The following is a 20,588-nucleotide window of genomic DNA, read 5'->3' as shown; positions in this document are numbered from 1 at the left end:
CTACCGTGTCAAAAAGGCCAGACGAAACACGCCGATGAAGTTGGGGTTGCCGCTCTGCGGCTGCCAGCGCGAGTCTTTCCATTGCATCAGTTCAGAGACCGGGACCGCGCGCAGGCCGTTGTCGGTGCGGGTGACGGTGCCGGTGTGGTAAGCGATGTAGCGATCCATCCAGATCATCAGATGCTGGTCGTCGCCTTGATCGAAGAAGAGCAGATCGCCTGGGAGCGCTTGGTTGACATCCTTTGCGATGAATCGGCTGTTCTGCTGGATGAGCCCTAGCGCCGAGACGTACGCTCCAGTACTGCCATCGAAGCGCGCCCACCGCTGCGTCAGCGTGCGCTGGGCAGGCGTGAGATTCAGTTCGGGTGGCAGGTGTCGCGCGGATTCCGCGTCGCGCATGCCGTTGGCGCGCAGCCACCGAGCGTCGTGTGTGCGTAGCGCCTCGCCAGCGGCGAAGCGCACAAGGCCGGCGCAGTCGCGATGCGTCCAGCGCGGCGTCGGGCCTTGTCGAAGCTGCTCGTTGACGATGCGAACGAACCACGCACGGAACACACTGGATTGATCCGGCGTCAGTGCATCGGCGTCCGCCGGCGCCGTGTCGGCCCAGCCCGACAACGCATGCACAGACGGAGCGAGCAGACAGGCGCCCGCCGCCGTCAACCAACGGCGGCGGTTCAGCGCGGCGGCCTGGGCGCGCAACGTCATTGCGTGCTTGTGTTGTCTTCGGAAGCCGCAGCCGCGGCCGCAGCGGTCGGCGCATCGGCCGACGGGGCTGACGCTGCAGCGGCGTCAGCCCGCGGCGGCGTGCCATCGCCACCAGCAGGCAGGCCGCGTCCGCCTGAGAGCCACGTCACCGGCACCCAGCCACGCGACGACGGCACACCGCCATCCAACGCCAGTGACACCGGCGCATACCGCGACAACGCCTTGAGCTTCGGAAACAGATGCGTCTGCGCAGCGTTCAGGAACACCGCTTCCTGGTCGGCCGGCAGCGCGGCACCGGCTTCGCGGCGGACGAGCGGCGCGAGCGATGCGGGCGTCATCGTCAGGACGATGCGGTCAGTCTTGTCCTTCGGCAAGCTATCCGCCACGGCCGGGAAGCGCTTGCCGAGCACCGCCAATGCGTCATCGACGAGGCGCGCATCCGGCGAGAACACCACCACGTCTCCCGCAATCGCCAGCGTGACGGGGAAGTAGCGATCCGAGGACAGCTGCGCGGCAAACGGAGCATCCGCCGATTGCGCCGTACCGTAGGACGCGCTCACCGGGCGCTGCCACAGCGTGGCGTTGGCGGGCCCCGGCTTCGTGGTCACCGGCAGGCGCTTGTACGGGCCGGACTTGTCGTCGGCCTGCGCCTTGGCTTCGTACGACCCAACGATCTGAGCGAACAGCGCTGCCAGGGCCGGCTTGACCGCCTCGGCCTGCGACGCCGACGACAGCTTCGCTACGAACAGCGGCGCGACCAGCGACGACTTGCCGTACCAGCACGCTGCAGCCGGGCCCGCAAACGCATCGCCAACGTGCGCGGCGGCTTCACTGATCTCCTTCGCGTCGCCGGCCACGGATCGCAGCAGCGTGCCGGCGGCCTTCCAGTCGACCGGCAGCGTGGCGCACGCGGCCGGATCAGACGGGAGCGCGCGCCACAGGCCTGCGTTGTCCCACTTGCCGGTCAGGCGGCTCGGGTCGACGAGTGCGGCACTCTGCCAGCCGTTGCCCCCGCCGTCCTTGCCCGAACCGAAGTCGAAGCGCAGCGCTTCAATGCCGGGAAAGTACTGCTGATAACCGAACGACAGATAGTTCGCGCTCACCACAACGTGATGGCCCGTCGGCTCCTGCGCGGGCAGCGCGTACGCCGTGCCCTGCACGTTGCGCCTGCCGGTATCGTCCGACAGCAGCGCCGCCAGCGCGCTCGCCTGCTTGGAAATCGGCTTGCCGTCCTTGTCCAGCAGGATGCCCGGTTCGGACAGCGCGATCAGCCGATCGCCCTTGCTGGCAATCAGGATCGAACGCGTGGCCGAGAGCCTGAGCGCGTACACCGGCGCGCCGGAATCGCCGAGCCCATCGGCGACTTTGCTGAGCTGCGCGTCGCTCGTAGCCACGGTGGCCACGGCTTCCAGCGCCTTGGCCAAGCCATTGCGCTGCATCGAGAGCACCCAGTAGCGCAGCTTGTCGTCCGGACCACGCCACAGCATCACGCGGGCGGGCTCGTCAAACACGTGCTTGAGCACCGTCTCGGCCAGGTCGAGCTTCTGCTCGTACGCCAGGCGGCGCAGCGCACCGGCGACCGAGAGGCGGTCTTCGTTGCCTTCGTAATAGGCGACGAAATCTTCGGTCAGCACATCGCGCAGCAGCGGCACGCGCAGCACGTCGCGCGGCAATTGCGACAGGCTTTGGCTGTCGATCAGGGCGTCGGGATATGTCAGGTCGAGCTGGACCTGGCGAGCGTGCAGCGCGCGTGTGCGACCAAACGGGTGCCAGACCATCTGCACCACCGCCGCACCGGCAACGACCAGGGCGACCGCACCAACGGCGATCTGCTTGCGTGTGAGCTTCATGGAGGAATCGTCGGCAAGACTGGAGGGGCCGGCGCTTTGCTGACACCTGTTCGGCTGGAGGGCGAGCAGATTGTAAAAAGTGCCGGTCTATAACCGCGAAATCATAGCGGTTGGCATGTTAAGGCGGGTTAACGTCTCAAGAAAATACGAATCGGGCGACGCCGGTGTTGTTTTTGGTGTCCGCACAAAGCGCCGGAGAAGAACGCGGGCAAAAAAAAGCCCGGCACATGGCCGGGCTTTGATGGTGTTGCTTGCGTTCGCTTACGCGTCGCCTTCTTGCTGGACGGCAGGCGTTTCGAAGATCGAAGCGGCTTCCTCTTCGGCAATCGCTGCAGCGCGGTCGCGGTCGGCCACTTCCTTCGCCTTGCGGGCGCGGTGGTAGGCCAGGCCGGTACCGGCCGGGATCAGACGGCCAACGATGACGTTTTCCTTCAGACCACGCAGGTCGTCGACCTTGCCCATGATGGCGGCTTCGGTCAGCACGCGCGTGGTTTCCTGGAACGAGGCTGCCGAGATGAAGCTGTCGGTCGACAACGATGCCTTCGTAATACCCAGCAGCAGGTTCTCGTAGGTCGCCGGACGCTTGCCCAGCGCGATCACCTTGTCGTTTTCGTCGAGCAGGTCCGAACGCTCCACCTGTTCACCCGGGATGAAGCGGGTGTCGCCGGTATCGACGATCTGCACGCGGCGCAGCATCTGACGAACAATCACTTCGATGTGCTTGTCGTTGATCTTCACACCTTGCAGACGGTACACGTCCTGCACTTCGTCGACGATGTAGGTCGCCAGTTCTTCCACGCCCTTCAGACGCAGGATGTCGTGCGGGTCAGCCGGGCCTTCAACGATCATTTCGCCCTTGTTGACCACTTGGCCGTCGTGCACCAGCACCTGCTTTTCCTTGGCGATCAGGAACTCGTGGGCATTGCCGTCGAGATCCGTAATCACCAGGCGCTGCTTGCCCTTGGTGTCCTTACCGAACGAAGTCGTACCGGTGACTTCCGCCAGCACGGCGGCGTCCTTCGGCGAACGGGCTTCGAACAGCTCGGCCACACGCGGCAGACCACCGGTAATGTCACGCGTCTTCTGCGATTCGGTCGGGATACGTGCGAGCACTTCACCCACGTGCACTTGCTGACCGTCCTTCACGGTGATCAGCGCGCCCACCTGGAAGCCGATGGTCACGGAGTGGTCCGTGCCCGGGATCTTCACTTCAGCGCCCGACGAGTCGAGCAGCTTCACCTGCGGACGGATGCCCTTGGTGGCAGCGGTACGACGCTTCGCATCGATGACCACCAGCGTCGACAGACCGGTCACTTCGTCCATCTGCTTGGCGACGGTCACGCCTTCTTCGACGTTCTCGAACTTGATGGTGCCCGAGTACTCCGAGATGATCGGACGCGTCAGCGGATCCCACGTGGCGAGCTGCGTGCCGGCCTTGATGGACTGACCATCCTTGACCAGCAGCGTTGCGCCGTACACGATCTTGTGGCGCTCACGCTCACGGCCGTGGTCGTCGGTGATCAGCGCTTCGCCCGAACGCGAGATGACGATCTGCTCGCCCTTCGCGTTGGTGACGTAACGCATGGTCGCCGTGAAACGCACGGTACCGGTTGCCTTCGCTTCCACGCTCGATGCCACTGCCGCACGCGATGCCGCACCACCGATGTGGAACGTACGCATCGTCAGCTGCGTGCCCGGCTCGCCGATCGACTGCGCAGCGATCACACCCACGGCTTCGCCCGAGTTCACCAGCACACCGCGGCCGAGGTCGCGACCGTAGCACTTGGCGCACAGGCCGTAGCGTGTATCGCAGGACAGCGGCGTGCGAACCTTCACTTCGTCCACGCCCAGCGCGTCGATCAGGTCCACCATGTCTTCGTCGAGCAGCGTGCCGGCTTCGATCGCGGTTTCCTGCGTTTCCGGGTTCACCACGTCGTTGACGACCACGCGGCCCAGGATACGGTCGCGCAGGGCTTCAATCACTTCACCGCCTTCGACCAGGGCCTTCATGGCCACGCCGTTGGAGGTGCCGCAATCGTCTTCCACCACCACCAGATCCTGCGTCACGTCGACCAGACGACGGGTCAGGTAACCCGAGTTCGCGGTCTTCAGTGCCGTATCAGCCAGACCCTTACGTGCACCGTGGGTCGAGATGAAGTACTGCAGAACGTTCAGGCCTTCGCGGAAGTTCGCGGTAATCGGCGTCTCGATAATCGAGCCGTCCGGCTTGGCCATCAGGCCACGCATACCTGCCAGCTGACGGATCTGCGCCGCGGAACCCCGTGCGCCCGAGTCGGCCATCATGTAGATGGAGTTGAACGACTCTTGCTTGACGGTGTTGCCGTTGCGGTCGATCACGTCTTCGGTCTGGAGCTGCTCCATCATCGCCTTGCCCACCTGGTCACCAGCGGCACCCCAGATGTCCACGACGTTGTTGTAACGCTCCTGGTCCGTCACCAGACCCGACATGTACTGCTTGTCGTATTCCTTCACCTTGGCGGCAGCCTCGGAGATGATCTTCTCCTTGGCCGGCGGCACCAGCATGTCGTCGATGGCGATCGAGATACCGGCGCGCGTTGCCAGGCGGAAGCCCGACTGCAGCAGCTTGTCAGCGAAGATCACGGTTTCGCGCAGACCGCACTTGCGGAACGCCGTGTTGATCAGGCGCGAGATTTCCTTCTTCTTCAGCGGCTTGTTCAGCACCGAGAACGGCAGACCCTTCGGCAGAATCTCCGACAGGATCGCGCGACCGACCGTGGTCGATTGCAGCGTGATCTTCGGCGCGAAGCGGGCGTCGCCGTCAGCTTCCGGGTTCACCAGGTCGTACTCGGTGATCCGCACGTTCACGCGCGAAGCCAGTTCGACTTCCTTGTTCTCGTAGGCGCGGATCACTTCCGAGATGTCGGCGAACGTCATGCCTTCACCGCGGCCGTTGATCTTGTCGCGGGTCGTGTAGTACAGACCCAGCACCACGTCTTGCGACGGCACGATCGACGGATCACCGTTGGCCGGGAACAGCACGTTGTTCGACGCCAGCATCAGCGTGCGCGCTTCCATCTGCGCTTCGAGCGACAGCGGAACGTGAACAGCCATCTGGTCACCGTCGAAGTCGGCGTTGAACGCCGCGCAGACCAGCGGGTGCAGCTGGATCGCCTTGCCTTCGATCAGCACCGGCTCGAACGCCTGGATACCCAGACGGTGCAGCGTCGGCGCGCGGTTCAGCATCACCGGGTGCTCGCGGATCACCTCTTCGAGGATGTCCCACACCACCGGCGTCTGGCTTTCCACTTCCTTCTTCGCCGCCTTGATCGTGGTGGCGATGCCCATCGTTTCCAGCTTGTGGAAGATGAAGGGCTTGAAGAGTTCGAGCGCCATCAGCTTGGGCAGGCCGCACTGGTGCAGCTTCAGCGTCGGGCCCACCACGATGACCGAACGGCCCGAGTAGTCCACGCGCTTGCCCAGCAGGTTCTGACGGAAACGGCCGCCCTTACCCTTGATCATTTCAGCCAGCGACTTCAGCGGACGCTTGTTGGCACCGGTCATCGCCTTGCCGCGACGGCCGTTGTCCAGCAGCGAGTCCACTGCTTCCTGCAGCATGCGCTTTTCGTTGCGCACGATGATTTCCGGCGCCTTCAGCTCAAGCAGACGCTTCAGACGGTTGTTCCGGTTGATCACGCGGCGATACAGGTCGTTCAGGTCCGACGTGGCGAAACGACCGCCATCCAGCGGCACCAGCGGACGCAGCTCGGGCGGCAGCACCGGCAGCACTTCGAGGATCATCCAGTCCGGCTTGATGCCCGAACGCTGGAATGCCTCGAGCACCTTCAGGCGCTTGGCGAACTTCTTGATCTTGGCTTCCGAGCCCGTGGCCTGCAGCTCAGCACGGATCGTCTCGATCTGCTTCTCGATGTCGATGCCGCGCAGCAGCTCGCGAATGCCTTCGGCGCCCATCATGGCGACGAATTCGCCTTCGCCGTACTCGTCGCACTTGGCCAGATAATCGTCTTCCGACATGATCTGGCTCTTCTTGAGCGCGGTCATGCCCGGCTCAACCACGACGAATGCTTCGAAGTACAGCACGCGCTCGATGTCGCGCAGCGTCATGTCGAGCACCATGCCCAGACGCGACGGCAGCGACTTCAGGAACCAGATGTGCGCGGTCGGCGCAGCCAGTTCAATGTGGCCCATGCGCTCACGGCGCACCTTGGCCAGCGTCACTTCAACGCCGCACTTCTCGCAGATCACGCCACGGTGCTTCAGGCGCTTGTACTTGCCGCACAGGCACTCGTAATCCTTGATCGGGCCGAAGATCTTGGCGCAGAACAGACCGTCACGCTCAGGCTTGAACGTACGGTAGTTGATGGTCTCGGGCTTCTTGACTTCGCCGAAGGACCACGAGCGGATTTTCTCAGGCGACGCGAGGCCGATCTTGATCGCGTCAAACTGCTCTTCTTGCTGTACCTGACGGAATAGGTCGAGCAATGCTTTCATTCCAAACTCCTTGAGTTTGAGGCTGGCGTCTTGGTGTGACCCAAAGTCGCCGACCCTAAATCTTCGTCAATGGCTGCTGTTACCAGGGCATGGCGATGCTGCCGCCACGCCCTCACCGCATCGGCGCTCAGTTGCGCTCGAGGTCGATGTCGATACCCAGCGAGCGGATTTCCTTCACCAGCACGTTGAACGATTCCGGCATGCCGGCATCGATCGAGTGCTCGCCCTTGACGATGTTCTCGTACACCTTGGTCCGGCCATTCACGTCATCCGACTTCACGGTCAGCATTTCCTGCAGCACGTAGGACGCGCCGTACGCTTCGAGTGCCCACACTTCCATTTCACCGAAACGCTGGCCACCGAACTGGGCCTTACCGCCCAGCGGCTGCTGCGTCACCAGCGAGTACGGACCGGTCGAACGCGCGTGCATCTTGTCGTCGACCAAGTGGTGCAGCTTCAGCATGTGCATCACGCCCAGCGTGACCGGACGCTCGAAGGCTTCACCGGTGCGACCGTCGAACAGCGTGACCTGTTGCTTGGAAGCCGTCAGGCCCTTCTCCTTCGCGATGTCTGCCGGATAGGCGAGGTCCAGCATGCGGCGGATTTCGTCCTCATGCGCACCATCGAACACCGGCGTCGCGAACGGCACGCCCTTCTTCAGGTTCTCGGCCAACTCGAGGATTTCAGCGTCCGACAGGCTGTCCAGATCTTCAACCTTGCCGCTCTCGTTGTAGATCTGACCCAGCAGCTTGCGGATCTCGGCAGCCTTGGCTTGCGCCTTGAGCATGTTGCCGATGCGCTCGCCCAGACCGCGTGCGGCCCAGCCCAGGTGGGTTTCGAGAATCTGACCCACGTTCATCCGTGAAGGCACGCCCAGCGGGTTCAGCACGATGTCAGCAGGTGTGCCGTCGGCCATGTAGGGCATGTCTTCGATCGGGGTGATCTTCGACACAACACCCTTGTTACCGTGACGGCCGGCCATCTTGTCGCCAGGCTGCAGGCGACGCTTCACGGCCAGGTACACCTTGACCATCTTGATCACGCCCGGCGGCAGTTCGTCGCCTTGCGTGAGCTTCTTGCGCTTCTCTTCGAACGCGAGGTCGAAGTCGTGGCGCTTCTGCTCGATGGCGACCTTCACGGCTTCCAGTTGCAGCGCGACTTCGTCTTCCGCCGGGCGGATGTCGAACCAGTGCCACTTGTCCAGATCGGCCAGATATTCCTTCGTGAGCGCGGTGCCCTTGGCCAGCTTCTTCGGGCCGCCGTTGGCAACCTTGCCCACCAGCAGACGCTCCAGACGCTGGAAGGCATCGCCTTCCACGATACGCAGCTGGTCGTTCAGGTCCAGGCGGTAGCGCTTCAGTTCTTCGTCGATGATCGACTGGGCGCGCTTGTCACGCACCACGCCTTCACGCGTGAAGACCTGCACGTCGATCACGGTACCGCTCATGCCCGAGGGCACGCGCAGCGAGGTGTCCTTCACGTCGGACGCCTTCTCACCGAAGATCGCACGCAGCAGCTTCTCTTCCGGCGTCAGCTGGGTCTCGCCCTTGGGCGTGACCTTGCCGACCATCACGTCGCCGGCTTCCACTTCTGCGCCGATGTACGTGATGCCCGATTCGTCCAGGCGAGCCAGTTGGGCTTCGGCCAGGTTCGAGATGTCGCGCGTGATTTCTTCCGGTCCGAGCTTGGTGTCGCGAGCTACGACCGACAGCTCCTCGATGTGGATCGAGGTGTAGCGGTCTTCAGCCACGATGCGCTCCGAGATCAGGATCGAATCCTCGAAGTTGTAGCCGTTCCAGGGCATGAACGCGACCAGCATGTTCTGGCCAAGCGCCAGCTCGCCCATGTCGGTCGAGGCGCCGTCAGCGATCACGTCGCCGCGGGCAACGACGTCGCCCACCTTGACCATCGGACGCTGGTTGATGTTCGTGTTCTGGTTCGAACGCGTGTACTTGATCAGGTTGTAGATGTCCACGCCGACTTCACCAGCGACGGCTTCGGCATCGTTCACGCGGATCACCACGCGGTTCGCATCAACGTAGTCGACCACGCCACCACGGGTTGCCTGCACGGCGGTACCCGAGTCCACTGCCACGGTGCGCTCGACGCCGGTACCCACCAGCGGCTTGTCTGCACGCAGGCAAGGCACGGCCTGACGCTGCATGTTTGCGCCCATCAGTGCACGGTTTGCATCATCGTGCTCGAGGAACGGCACCAGCGAAGCTGCAGCCGACACGATCTGCGACGGTGCCACGTCGATGTACTGCACGCGGTCCGGCGTGACCATACGGGTTTCACGCTCGCTACCTTCACGCGCGGAGACCAGTTCGTCGATCAGGTTGCCGTCCTTGTCCAGCGTCGCGTTGGCCTGCGCCACCACGTACTTGCCTTCCTCGATGGCCGACAGGTAATCCACCTGATCGGTCAGCTTGCCGTTTTCAACCTTGCGGTACGGCGTTTCGAGGAAGCCGTAGTCGTTCAGTTGTGCGTACAGCGCCAGCGAGTTGATCAGACCAATGTTCGGACCTTCCGGCGTTTCGATCGGGCAGACGCGGCCGTAGTGGGTCGGGTGCACGTCACGGACTTCAAAGCCCGCACGCTCGCGCGTCAGACCGCCCGGGCCCAGGGCCGAAATACGGCGCTTGTGCGTGACTTCCGACAGCGGGTTGGTCTGGTCCATGAACTGCGACAGCTGCGACGAACCGAAGAACTCGCGAATCGCCGACGAAATCGGCTTCGAGTTGATCAGGTCGTGCGGCATCAGGTTTTCCGTCTCGGCCTGGCCCAGACGTTCCTTCACGGCACGCTCAACACGCGACAGACCGGCGCGGAACTGGTTTTCCGCCAGTTCGCCGACGCAACGCACACGGCGATTGCCGAGGTGGTCGATATCGTCCACTTCGCCCTTGCCGTTACGCAGGTTCACCAGCAGCTTGATCGTGTCGAGGATGTCCTCGTCCGTCAGCACCATCGGGCCGGTACCAGCCGAACGGTTCAAGCGGCTGTTGACCTTCATGCGGCCAACGCGCGACAGGTCGTACGAGTCTTCGTTGTAGAACAGACGTTGGAACAGCGCTTCAACGGCGTCTTCGGTCGGCGGCTCGCCGGGGCGCATCATGCGGTAGATAGCGATACGCGCGGCGGTCTGGTCGGCCGTGTCATCCGTACGCAGCGTCGCCGACATGTACGGACCTTGATCGAGGTCGTTCGTGTACAGCGTCTGGATTTCCTTCACGTCGGCGTCGCGAAGCTTCTCGAGCACGCCTTCGGTCAGTTCGTCGTTAGCGTTGGCCAGGACTTCACCGGTATCCGGATCGACGATGTTCTTCGCCAGCACGCGGCCCAGCAGGTAGTCTTCCGGAACGCTGATCAGCTTGGTGCCGGCGGAATCCAGGTCACGGATGTGCTTGGCGTTGATGCGCTTGTCCTTCTCGACCACGACCTTGCCGTTCTTGTCGGAAATGTCGAAGCGAGCGACTTCGCCGCGCAGACGCTCGGGCACGAATTCCATCAGTGCGCCTTCGGTCTTGAGCGTGAAGTTGTCGAACACGAAGAAGTGCGCCAGGATCTGCTCCGGCGTCAGACCGATCGACTTCAGCAGGATCGTCACCGGCATCTTGCGGCGGCGGTCAACGCGGAAGTACAGGATGTCCTTCGGGTCGAATTCGAAATCGAGCCACGAGCCGCGGTACGGAATGATCCGCGCCGAGAACAGCAGCTTGCCCGAGCTGTGCGTCTTGCCCTTGTCGTGCTCGAAGAACACGCCCGGCGAACGGTGCAGCTGGGACACGATCACACGTTCCGTACCGTTGATCACGAACGAACCGGTGGAGGTCATGAGCGGAATTTCGCCCATGTAGACTTCCTGCTCCTTGATCTCCTTGACCTTGGTGGGATTCTCGCGGTCGTTGATGATCAAGCGCACTTTTGCGCGCAGCGCCGAGTGGAAGGTCAGACCACGCTGCTGACATTCCTTGACGTCAAACGGCGGGTTGGACAGGTGGTACGACACGAACTCCATGCGTGCCAGACCATTGTGCGACACGATGGGGAAAATGGCGTTGAACGCCGCTTGCAGACCTTCGCTCTTGCGTTGTGCAACAGGAGCGTTCTCCTGCAAGAACTGGGCATACGATTGAATCTGGGTGGCAAGCAGGAAGGGAACCTGATGAACCGTTGCGCGTTTCGCGAAACTCTTGCGAATACGCTTCTTCTCGGTAAAGCTGTACGCCATGGGATCTCCGAATCATCGCAAGTGCGCGCGACGGACTTAAGGCGATAAAGCACGCCTGACACTTGAGGTGTTCAGCGACTGGTGACGGGATTTGGCGGTTGGCCGCTACCAACCTCTGGCTGACGGTACTGCGCGCGCCACCCGCACATGGGCCCATGGAGCCCATGCTACGGACGGGGGAGTACCCGACCAAACTTGCCTTCTGCAGTCGGTTCAGAAGACAAACATCAGCGGACTGCGAACAGCCTAGTGTGCCACTGATGTTTGGCCTCTGCTGGCCTTGTCCTGGCCGGCTGCCGGAAAAACCCGGCAAAGAGACTTCAACAATACTTACAGCGTGATTGCGGAATCGCTCAACAATCGGCCCTACAAGCGCAAAAAGGCTGGCGCCGGGAAATATCCCTTTGCCAGCCTCTATCGCGTACCGAGTACGGCACGCGAGACCTGCACTTACTTGGCTTCGGCTTCCGCGCCGGCTTCCACCAGCTTCTTCACCAGCTCGTCGGCGGTCTTCTTGTCGACGCCTTCCTTCACGGGCTTCGGTGCGCCATCGACCAGGTCCTTGGCTTCCTTCAGGCCCAGACCGGTGATTTCACGCACGGCCTTGATGACGCCAACCTTGTTCGCGCCGGCGCTCTTCAGCGTCACGGTGAATTCGGTTTGCTCTTCAGCAGCAGCAGCGCCACCAGCAGCAGCCGGACCGGCCACGGCCACGGCAGCAGCCGACACGCCAAACTTCTCTTCGAACGCCTTGACCAGGTCGTTCAGTTCCATCACGGACATCGCGCCAACGGCTTCCAGGATGTCGTCTTTGGTGATTGCCATTTGAATAACTCCAGAATGTGATTCGGTATCGATCGTGCGATCTGTACGCGGTGCTGCAGCCTATTAGGCCGCTGCAGCCTCGCCTTCGCCTTGCTTGGCAGCCAGGGCACCCAGGGCGCGGGCAAAGCCCGACACCGGAGCCTGCATGACGAACAGCAGCTTGCTGAGCAGTTCTTCGCGGCTCGGAATCGTTGCCAGCGCCTTCACGGCGTCGACGTCGAGAACCTTGCCATCGTACGAACCGGCGCGCAGCACCAGCTTGTCATTGCCCTTGGCGAAATCGTTCAGCACCTTGGCCGGGGCCACTGCGTCTTCGGAAATACCGTAGATCAGCGGGCCAGTCAGTTGCTCGGCGAGTTCGGCAAACGGCGTGCCTTCAACAGCGCGGCGTGCCAGCGTGTTCTTCAGAACGCGCAGGTAGACGCCTTGCTGGCGCGCTTGCGCGCGCAGCTTGGTCAGATCGCCAACCGTGATACCGCGATATTCAGCAACGACGATGGTCGAGGCCTTGGCGACTTGCGCCGTTACCTCGGCCACGACGGCCTTCTTATCTTCGAGATTGAGTGCCACGGTTAAGCTCCAAAACGACTTCGGTTTCCGCAGTCACTGCGGTCACCTCGGTCAGTCCAAAAGTACGGCGTCCGATTGGCACAAATCACTTCGGCAATACCAAAGTCACTTATTCCCTTCGGGGGCGCCATCTGCGTTGGCCGAGCATCGCCGCCGTTTCCGGAGGGAGCCGCGATTAAGGCGTTGGCCCCAAGGAGCCCTTCACCGCCAACGGTCTTTGATAACCAGCGGCGTCGGCTTGCTCGCGCAAACGTCTACCACTGCCCAAAGTCTTGTCCCTCAAACTTCAAGGGTCCGCGTGGCCGGGGCCACGCGAGAGAAAACTGCTAACACCGGGATGGTTATCGGGCCACCCAGTGCGAATGATCGAGAGCGGTCAGGCAGCCAGGGTCGCCTGGTCAACGCGCACGCCCACGCCCATCGTCGACGAGACGGCGACCTTGCGCAGGTACACACCCTTGCTCGATGCCGGCTTGGCCTTGGTCAGTGCGTCCAGCAGTGCAGCCAAATTGCTCTTCAGCGCTGCCGGCTCGAACGAGCGGCGGCCGATGGTGGCGTGGATGATACCGGCCTTGTCGACACGGAATTGAACCTGACCAGCCTTGGCGTTCTTCACGGCCGTAGCAACGTCCGGCGTCACGGTGCCGACCTTCGGGTTCGGCATCAGGCCGCGCGGGCCGAGGATCTGACCCAGCGTACCGACCACGCGCATCGTGTCCGGCGAAGCGATCACGACGTCGAAGTCCATCTTGCCGGCCTTGATCTGCTCGGCGAGGTCTTCCATGCCGACGATCTCAGCGCCAGCAGCCTTGGCTTGCTCGGCCTTGTCGCCTTGGGCAAACACGGCCACACGCACCGACTTGCCAGTACCAGCAGGCAGCACCACCGAACCACGGACCACTTGGTCCGACTTCTTTGCATCAATGCCAAGTTGCACGGCCACGTCGATGGACTCATCAAACTTGGCGCTGGCGCATTCCTTGACGAGGCTCAGCGCTTCGTCGATCGGATAGAACTTGGTACGCTCGACCTTGGCCTTGTTAGCGGCCGTACGCTTCGAAATCTTTGCCATGATTACAGGCCCTCCACCGTGATACCCATCGAACGGGCGCTACCGGCGATCGTACGCACGGCGGCGTCCAGATCTGCAGCGGTAAGGTCAGCGTTCTTCGCCTTGGCAATTTCTTCTGCCTGAGCGCGAGTGATCTTGCCGACCTTGTCGGTATGCGGCTTGGCGGAACCCTTCTGGATACCGGCAGCCTTCTTGATGAGCACGGTCGCCGGCGGCGACTTCATCACGAAGGTGAAGCTCTTGTCGGCGAAAGCGGTGATCACCACCGGCACCGGCAAGCCCGGTTCCATACCTTGAGTCTGCGCGTTGAACGCCTTGCAGAACTCCATGATGTTCAGACCGCGCTGACCCAGGGCCGGGCCGACGGGCGGGGACGGATTTGCTTTACCAGCCGGAATTTGCAGCTTGATAAAGCCAATAATTTTCTTGGCCATCTTGACTCCAATCCGGATTGCCTAGCTCAAACGACCACGGCAATCCTGTTGAGTGGTAACGCATCGGCGCAGAGCCGACGCTCCTCTGTTGGCGCGGGCGGCTTCGCCACCGTTGCCCGCCAAGTCCAGTGGACCGGGCGAATGGCGCGGTGGCTTGCGCCACCACGCCGATTTTTTAAACCTTCTCGACCTGACCGAACTCGAGCTCGACGGGCGTCGCACGCCCGAAGATCGTCACGGAAACGCGCAGGCGCGATTTCTCGTAGTTCACTTCCTCGACGTTGCCGTTGAAATCGGTAAACGGGCCTTCCTTCACGCGCACCATTTCCCCCACTTCGAACAGCGTCTTGGGACGCGGCTTTTCGACCCCTTCCTGGATCTGGGCCATGATCTTGTCGACTTCGCTCTTGGAAATCGGCGAGGGGCGATTGCCCGTACCACCAATGAAACCAGTCACCTTGGAAGTGTTCTTCACCAAGTGCCAGGTCTCGTCGGTCATCTCCATTTCGACAAACACATAGCCGGGGAAAAGGCGGCGCTCCGTCACGGTCTTACGACCGCTCTTGCTCTCCATCACCTCTTCCGACGGCACCAGAATCTGGCCGAACAGATGTTGCAGGCCTTCGCGCTCGATGCGCTCCTGCAGCGCGCGTTGCACGCTTTTTTCCATGCCCGAATAGGCATGCACGACATACCAGCGCTTTTTCGAGGCCGGTGCGGACGAATCCGCGGACGTGTCGTTCGCTACGTTATCCGTCATGGCTTTACCCGATTATTTCCAGCCCAGCACGAGCGAGAAGATCACCCACTCGATGAGCTTGTCCGCAGACCACAGGAACAGGGCCATGATCACGACGAACGCAAACACCAGACCGGTCATCTGCCCGGCTTCCTTTCGCGTCGGCCACACCACTTTGCGAACTTCGCGGTACGACTCGCGCGCGAACTCGATGAAGCCCTGCCCAGGTGCGGACACCAGCGCAACGCCTGCGCCCAACACCAGCCCGCCGATCAGCGAGGCAGCACGGACATAGCTCGGCTGTTGCGCCAGCAGGTAAAAACCGATCACCCCAGCAACCAGCAGTAGGAACGCCAAGGCCAGCAACCATTTGCCGCTGGCGGTGTTGACGGTTTCGACGTTCGGATTGGCCATGTTTCCCAAACGAGACTAAGCCGCGTGGCGCGTTTTCCTGCGCGACGCGGCTGATGAATTGGCAGGGGCAGAGGGAATCGAACCCCCAACCTTCGGTTTTGGAGACCGACGCTCTGCCAGTTGAGCTATACCCCTAAAACAGCTTTGGGGTTGCCATTTCGGTCAACCCCACTCTGGCACTTCACGTGCGGCCGGTTGGCAGCCGCACGGAAGAGTTACAGCACTTACTCGATGATCTTAGCGACGACGCCGGCGCCGACGGTACGGCCGCCTTCACGGATAGCGAAGCGCAGACCTTCTTCCATGGCGATCGGGGCGATCAGCTTGACGGTGATCGACACGTTGTCGCCCGGCATGACCATTTCCTTGTCGGCCGGCAGCTCGATCGAGCCGGTCACGTCCGTCGTACGGAAATAGAACTGCGGACGGTAGTTGTTGAAGAACGGCGTGTGACGACCACCTTCGTCCTTAGACAGGATGTAGACCTCGCCCGTGAAGTGCGTGTGCGGCTTGATCGAACCCGGCTTGCACAGCACTTGCCCGCGCTCGACGTCTTCGCGCTTCGTACCACGCAGCAGAATACCGACGTTGTCGCCTGCCTGACCTTGGTCCAGCAACTTGCGGAACATTTCCACGCCCGTGCAGGTCGTCTTCTGCGTGGCCTTGATACCGACGATTTCCAGTTCTTCGCCGACCTTGACGACGCCGCGCTCGATACGGCCGGTCACCACGGTGCCGCGACCCGAGATCGAGAAAACGTCTTCCACCGGCATCAGGAACGTGCCGTCAACAGCGCGCTCCGGCGTCGGGATGTAGGTGTCCAGTGCGTCGGCCAGGTTCATGATGGCCACTTCGCCCAGTTCGCCCTTGTCGCCTTCCAGCGCCAGCTTGGCCGAACCCTTGATGATCGGGGTGTCGTCGCCCGGGAAGTCGTACTTCGACAGAAGTTCGCGCACTTCCATCTCGACCAGCTCCAGCAGCTCGGCGTCGTCCACCATGTCGCACTTGTTCAGGAACACGACGATGTACGGCACACCAACCTGGCGGGCCAGCAGGATGTGCTCACGCGTTTGCGGCATCGGGCCGTCAGCGGCCGAGCACACCAGGATGGCGCCGTCCATCTGGGCGGCACCGGTGATCATGTTCTTGACGTAGTCGGCGTGGCCCGGGCAGTCAACGTGCGCGTAGTGGCGGTTAGCCGTTTCGTACTCGACGTGCGCGGTGTTGATCGTGATGCCACGTGCCTTTTCTTCCGGCGCTGCATCGATCTGGTCGTATGCCTTGGCGGCACCACCAAACTTGGTCGCCAGCACGGTCGTGATCGCCGCGGTCAGCGTCGTCTTACCGTGGTCAACGTGACCAATCGTACCAACGTTCACGTGCGGCTTAGTCCGCTCGAACTTTTCCTTTGCCATGTCGCGACTCCTGTCTCGGTAGCGATTTGCGTTGGTGGATGCGTGGTGCCCATGGGCAGGATCGAACTGCCGACCTCTCCCTTACCAAGGGAGTGCTCTACCACTGAGCCACATGGGCAAAACTTACGAACAGTGAATGGAGCGGGTGAAGGGAATCGAACCCTCGTCGTAAGCTTGGAAGGCTTCTGCTCTACCATTGAGCTACACCCGCCCGGGCTACTTCTTCCCTTGCCGCCCGGCCTTGCGACCGAACTCACTGCTTAATTCTGGTGGAGAGGGTTGGATTCGAACCAACGTAGGCGTAAGCCAACAGATTTACAGTCTGCCCCCTTTAGCCACTCGGGCACCTCTCCGAAGAGAACTTGCGATTATGGGACCATCAGGGCACCCTGTCAAGCATTGCTTGATGAAATCGCGAGATTTCGAGCATTGATGCTCTCATCCTTATAGGGGGCAATTCAGATCGACGAGGGACTGGCGCCGCTATGCCACTCCAATGCTCGCACCAGGGCGCCGACGGAGAGGCTGGCGGAGCCTTCCTCGGAAGTCACAACCGCAGTCGACCGGTATAGCTAGGAAGATCGCGAACATCATTGCGAGTCGCTGGCCAGCAGCTATATCCACGCGACGCAGCGATGCCTGCGTATCCGCACAAAAGCCACGCACAGCCGGCCCACCGATTCTCCGTACCTCACCGCAGCGAGCGGACGGGCCCGGCTGACTCACGAAGCTAATCAGTCTTGCAGGGGATGCCGCGGACGTCTCCGTTGGGAGGCGTTTTGTTTTTGGGGAGAGGCGGAGGGGAGTGTTGCTGGGATCTGTCTGGCGGATCAATGCAGCAAGCCGGGTGCGAGCCGATCGCGCAAAGGCAAACACCCCAGCTCTAAGGTAGAGCTGGGGTGTTGTATGGGAGAGCCTGGCGATGACCTACTTTCACACGGGAATCCGCACTATCATCGGCGCGGAGTCGTTTCACGGTCCTGTTCGGGATGGGAAGGGGTGGTACCGACTCGCTATGGTCACCAGGCTATGACTTGTCGTCACGTTGACGAGGTCAACGGGACCAATATGGGAATGTAGATTTTGGGTTGTGAGTTGTGTGTATCAGGCACAAGGCGGACCCAGCCGGAAACATACCGGTTATAGGATCAAGCCGCACGGGCAATTAGTACTGGTTAGCTGAACGCATTACTGCGCTTCCACACCCAGCCTATCAACGTCCTGGTCTCGAACGACCCTTCAGGGAGATCAAGTCTCCAGGGAATCCTCATCTTCAGGCAAGTTTCCCGCTTAGATGCTTTCAGCGGTTATCTCTTCCGTACATAGCTACCCTGCGATGCCTCTGGCGAGACAACAGGTACACCAGCGGTACGTCCACTCCGGTCCTCTCGTACTAGGAGCAGCCCCCGTCAAGATTCCAACGCCCACGGCAGATAGGGACCAAACTGTCTCACGACGTTTTAAACCCAGCTCACGTACCTCTTTAAATGGCGAACAGCCATACCCTTGGGACCGGCTACAGCCCCAGGATGAGATGAGCCGACATCGAGGTGCCAAACACCGCCGTCGATATGAACTCTTGGGCGGTATCAGCCTGTTATCCCCAGAGTACCTTTTATCCGTTGAGCGATGGCCCTTCCATACAGAACCACCGGATCACTATGTCCTGCTTTCGCACCTGCTCGACTTGTCGGTCTCGCAGTTAAGCACGCTTTTGCCATTGCACTTTAGGTACGATGTCCGACCGTACCAAGCGTACCTTCGAACTCCTCCGTTACACTTTGGGAGGAGACCGCCCCAGTCAAACTGCCTACCATGCACTGTCCCCGACCCGGATTCACGGGCCAAGGTTAGAACCTCAAACAAACCAGGGTGGTATTTCAAGGTCGGCTCCACCGAAACTAGCGTCCCGGTTTCAAAGCCTCCCACCTATCCTACACAGATCGGTTCAAAGTCCAATGCAAAGCTACAGTAAAGGTTCATGGGGTCTTTCCGTCTAGCCGCGGGGAGATTGCATCATCACAAACACTTCAACTTCGCTGAGTCTCGGGAGGAGACAGTGTGGCCATCGTTACGCCATTCGTGCAGGTCGGAACTTACCCGACAAGGAATTTCGCTACCTTAGGACCGTTATAGTTACGGCCGCCGTTTACCGGGACTTCAATCAAGAGCTTGCACCCCATCATTTAATCTTCCGGCACCGGGCAGGCGTCACACCCTATACGTCCACTTTCGTGTTTGCAGAGTGCTGTGTTTTTATTAAACAGTCGCAGCCACCATTTTATTGCAACCCCTTCGTCCTTCTGGCGCGAGCCAGTCAAACTACAAGGGCGTACCTTATCCCGAAGTTACGGTACCAATTTGCCGAGTTCCTTCTCCCGAGTTCTCTCAAGCGCCTTAGAATACTCATCTCGCCCACCTGTGTCGGTTTGCGGTACGGTCTCGTATGACTGAAGCTTAGAGGCTTTTCTTGGAACCACTTCCAATTGCTTCGCGACCTAAAGTCGCTCGCCCCACACCCTTGAATCACGCACCCGGATTTGCCTAAGTGCCATCTCCAATGTAGGGACCGGGACATCCAACACCCGGACAACCTTCCGCGATCCGTCCCCCCATCGCATCATACGACGGTGCAGGAATATTAACCTGCTTCCCATCAGCTACGCATCTCTGCCTCGCCTTAGGGGCCGACTCACCCTACGCCGATGAACGTTGCGTAGGAAACCTTGGGCTTACGGCGAGGGGGCCTTTCACCCCCTTTATCGCTACTCATGTCAGCATTCGCACTTCTGATACCTCCAGCATCCTTTACAAGACACCTTCACAGGCTTACAGAACGCTCTCCTACCATGCACTTACGTGCATCCGCAGCTTCGGTATATTGCTTAGCCCCGTTACATCTTCCGCGCAGGACGACTCGATCAGTGAGCTATTACGCTTTCTTTAAAGGGTGGCTGCTTCTAAGCCAACCTCCTGACTGTTTTAGCCTTCCCACTTCGTTTCCCACTTAGCAATATTTAGGGACCTTAGCTGGCGGTCTGGGTTGTTTCCCTCTTGACACCGGACGTTAGCACCCGATGTCTGTCTCCCGTGATTGCACTCTTCGGTATTCGGAGTTTGCTATGGCGGGGTAATCAGCAATAGACCCCCCAACCATGACAGTGCTCTACCCCCGAAGGTGAGACACGAGGCACTACCTAAATAGTTTTCGGAGAGAACCAGCTATTTCCAAGTTTGTTTAGCCTTTCACCCCTATCCACAGCTCATCCCCTAACTTTTCAACGTTAGTGGGTTCGGTCCTCCAGTACGTGTTACCGCACCTTCAACCTGGCCATGGATAGATCACTTGGTTTCGGGTCTACACCCAGCGACTGAACGCCCTATTCGGACTCGCTTTCGCTACGCCTTCCCTAATCGGTTAAGCTTGCCACTGAATGTAAGTCGCTGACCCATTATACAAAAGGTACGCCGTCACCCGTTTCCAGGCTCCGACTGTTTGTATGCATGCGGTTTCAGGATCTATTTCACTCCCCTCCCGGGGTTCTTTTCGCCTTTCCCTCACGGTACTGGTTCACTATCGGTCGATTACGAGTATTTAGCCTTGGAGGATGGTCCCCCCATCTTCAGACAGGATTTCACGTGTCCCGCCCTACTTGTCGTACACCTAGTTCCACAATACTGTTTTCGCATACGGGGCTATCACCCACTATGGCCGGACTTTCCATTCCGCTTTGCTAACAATACTGCTAAAGAGTACAAGGCTGATCCCATTTCGCTCGCACTACTTGGGAATCTCGGTTGATTTCTGTTCCTGCAGCTACTTAGATGTTTCAGTTCAC

11 protein-coding genes, 4 tRNA genes and 2 rRNA genes are annotated in these 20,588 nt (G+C 60.7%); all 17 read right to left on the bottom strand.

The annotated features are described in order from the left end of the window. The 17 genes from M1D44_RS00085 to M1D44_RS00005 all read right to left on the bottom strand — a co-directional run bounded on the left by M1D44_RS00085 (window position 1) and on the right by M1D44_RS00005 (window position 20,588). Window positions 1–705: a DUF1175 domain-containing protein gene (locus M1D44_RS00085; RefSeq protein ID WP_024977894.1), complete on the bottom strand. Its 705-nt coding sequence runs from the start codon at window positions 703–705 to the stop codon at window positions 1–3. Then, window positions 702–2,555, bottom strand: a complete 1,854-nt coding sequence (locus tag M1D44_RS00080) for a DUF2138 domain-containing protein (protein ID WP_316854352.1) — start codon at window positions 2,553–2,555, stop codon at window positions 702–704. Before M1D44_RS00080 ends, M1D44_RS00085 begins: the two co-directional genes overlap by 4 nt. A gap of 261 nt (window positions 2,556–2,816) precedes the next feature. Then, complete coding sequence (gene rpoC, locus M1D44_RS00075) at window positions 2,817–7,046, bottom strand: DNA-directed RNA polymerase subunit beta' (protein ID WP_024977896.1); 4,230 nt, start codon at window positions 7,044–7,046, stop codon at window positions 2,817–2,819. A 127-nt stretch (window positions 7,047–7,173) separates the two neighbouring features. After that, window positions 7,174–11,280, bottom strand: coding sequence for a DNA-directed RNA polymerase subunit beta (gene rpoB, locus M1D44_RS00070; protein WP_024977897.1), 4,107 nt, complete (start codon window positions 11,278–11,280; stop codon window positions 7,174–7,176). A gap of 450 nt (window positions 11,281–11,730) precedes the next feature. Next, window positions 11,731–12,105, bottom strand: a complete 375-nt coding sequence (rplL, locus tag M1D44_RS00065; RefSeq protein ID WP_004634456.1) for a 50S ribosomal protein L7/L12 — start codon at window positions 12,103–12,105, stop codon at window positions 11,731–11,733. 63 nt (window positions 12,106–12,168) lie between these two features. After that, window positions 12,169–12,675 (bottom strand): 50S ribosomal protein L10, encoded by a 507-nt coding sequence (gene rplJ, locus M1D44_RS00060; protein ID WP_004634455.1) that lies wholly within the window; start codon window positions 12,673–12,675, stop codon window positions 12,169–12,171. A gap of 376 nt (window positions 12,676–13,051) precedes the next feature. After that, window positions 13,052–13,747: a 50S ribosomal protein L1 gene (gene rplA, locus M1D44_RS00055; protein ID WP_045202996.1), complete on the bottom strand. Its 696-nt coding sequence runs from the start codon at window positions 13,745–13,747 to the stop codon at window positions 13,052–13,054. 2 nt (window positions 13,748–13,749) lie between these two features. After that, a complete protein-coding gene (gene rplK, locus M1D44_RS00050; RefSeq protein WP_004634453.1) occupies window positions 13,750–14,181 on the bottom strand; it encodes a 50S ribosomal protein L11 in 432 nt (143 codons plus the stop codon). Window positions 14,182–14,356: 175 nt separating this feature from the next. Then, window positions 14,357–14,941 carry a transcription termination/antitermination protein NusG gene (nusG, locus tag M1D44_RS00045; protein ID WP_024977900.1) on the bottom strand — a complete coding sequence of 195 codons (585 nt, stop codon included), beginning with the start codon at window positions 14,939–14,941 and terminating at the stop codon, window positions 14,357–14,359. A gap of 12 nt (window positions 14,942–14,953) precedes the next feature. Further along, window positions 14,954–15,334: a preprotein translocase subunit SecE gene (gene secE, locus M1D44_RS00040; protein ID WP_024977901.1), complete on the bottom strand. Its 381-nt coding sequence runs from the start codon at window positions 15,332–15,334 to the stop codon at window positions 14,954–14,956. A gap of 59 nt (window positions 15,335–15,393) precedes the next feature. Further along, window positions 15,394–15,469: transfer RNA gene (locus tag M1D44_RS00035), tRNA-Trp, on the bottom strand. Between the two features lie 89 nt (window positions 15,470–15,558). Then, window positions 15,559–16,749, bottom strand: coding sequence for an elongation factor Tu (gene tuf, locus M1D44_RS00030; RefSeq protein ID WP_004634449.1), 1,191 nt, complete (start codon window positions 16,747–16,749; stop codon window positions 15,559–15,561). A 43-nt stretch (window positions 16,750–16,792) separates the two neighbouring features. Then, window positions 16,793–16,867, bottom strand: a tRNA-Thr gene (locus tag M1D44_RS00025). A 19-nt stretch (window positions 16,868–16,886) separates the two neighbouring features. Next, window positions 16,887–16,960, bottom strand: a tRNA-Gly gene (locus M1D44_RS00020). A 56-nt stretch (window positions 16,961–17,016) separates the two neighbouring features. Then, window positions 17,017–17,102 (bottom strand) — tRNA-Tyr (locus tag M1D44_RS00015). Between the two features lie 561 nt (window positions 17,103–17,663). Further along, window positions 17,664–17,776 (bottom strand): 5S ribosomal RNA (rrf, locus tag M1D44_RS00010). A 117-nt stretch (window positions 17,777–17,893) separates the two neighbouring features. After that, a 23S ribosomal RNA gene (locus tag M1D44_RS00005) occupies window positions 17,894–20,588 on the bottom strand.

It is taken from the genome of Ralstonia sp. SA306 (assembly GCF_054792405.1).
The sequence above is the reverse complement of the archived record's forward strand: the minus strand, read 5'-3'. Positions and strand labels throughout refer to the sequence as shown.

Coding starts and splice junctions, on each gene's coding strand:
- rplK (WP_004634453.1), bottom strand. CDS start 14,181: ATGGCCAAGAAAATTATTGGCTTTATCAAGCTGCAAATTCCGGCTGGT.
- rplL (WP_004634456.1), bottom strand. CDS start 12,105: ATGGCAATCACCAAAGACGACATCCTGGAAGCCGTTGGCGCGATGTCC.
- rpoC (WP_024977896.1), bottom strand. CDS start 7,046: ATGAAAGCATTGCTCGACCTATTCCGTCAGGTACAGCAAGAAGAGCAG.
- rpoB (WP_024977897.1), bottom strand. CDS start 11,280: ATGGCGTACAGCTTTACCGAGAAGAAGCGTATTCGCAAGAGTTTCGCG.
- nusG (WP_024977900.1), bottom strand. CDS start 14,941: ATGACGGATAACGTAGCGAACGACACGTCCGCGGATTCGTCCGCACCG.
- rplA (WP_045202996.1), bottom strand. CDS start 13,747: ATGGCAAAGATTTCGAAGCGTACGGCCGCTAACAAGGCCAAGGTCGAG.
- M1D44_RS00080 (WP_316854352.1), bottom strand. CDS start 2,555: ATGAAGCTCACACGCAAGCAGATCGCCGTTGGTGCGGTCGCCCTGGTC.
- tuf (WP_004634449.1), bottom strand. CDS start 16,749: ATGGCAAAGGAAAAGTTCGAGCGGACTAAGCCGCACGTGAACGTTGGT.
- M1D44_RS00085 (WP_024977894.1), bottom strand. CDS start 705: ATGACGTTGCGCGCCCAGGCCGCCGCGCTGAACCGCCGCCGTTGGTTG.
- secE (WP_024977901.1), bottom strand. CDS start 15,334: ATGGCCAATCCGAACGTCGAAACCGTCAACACCGCCAGCGGCAAATGG.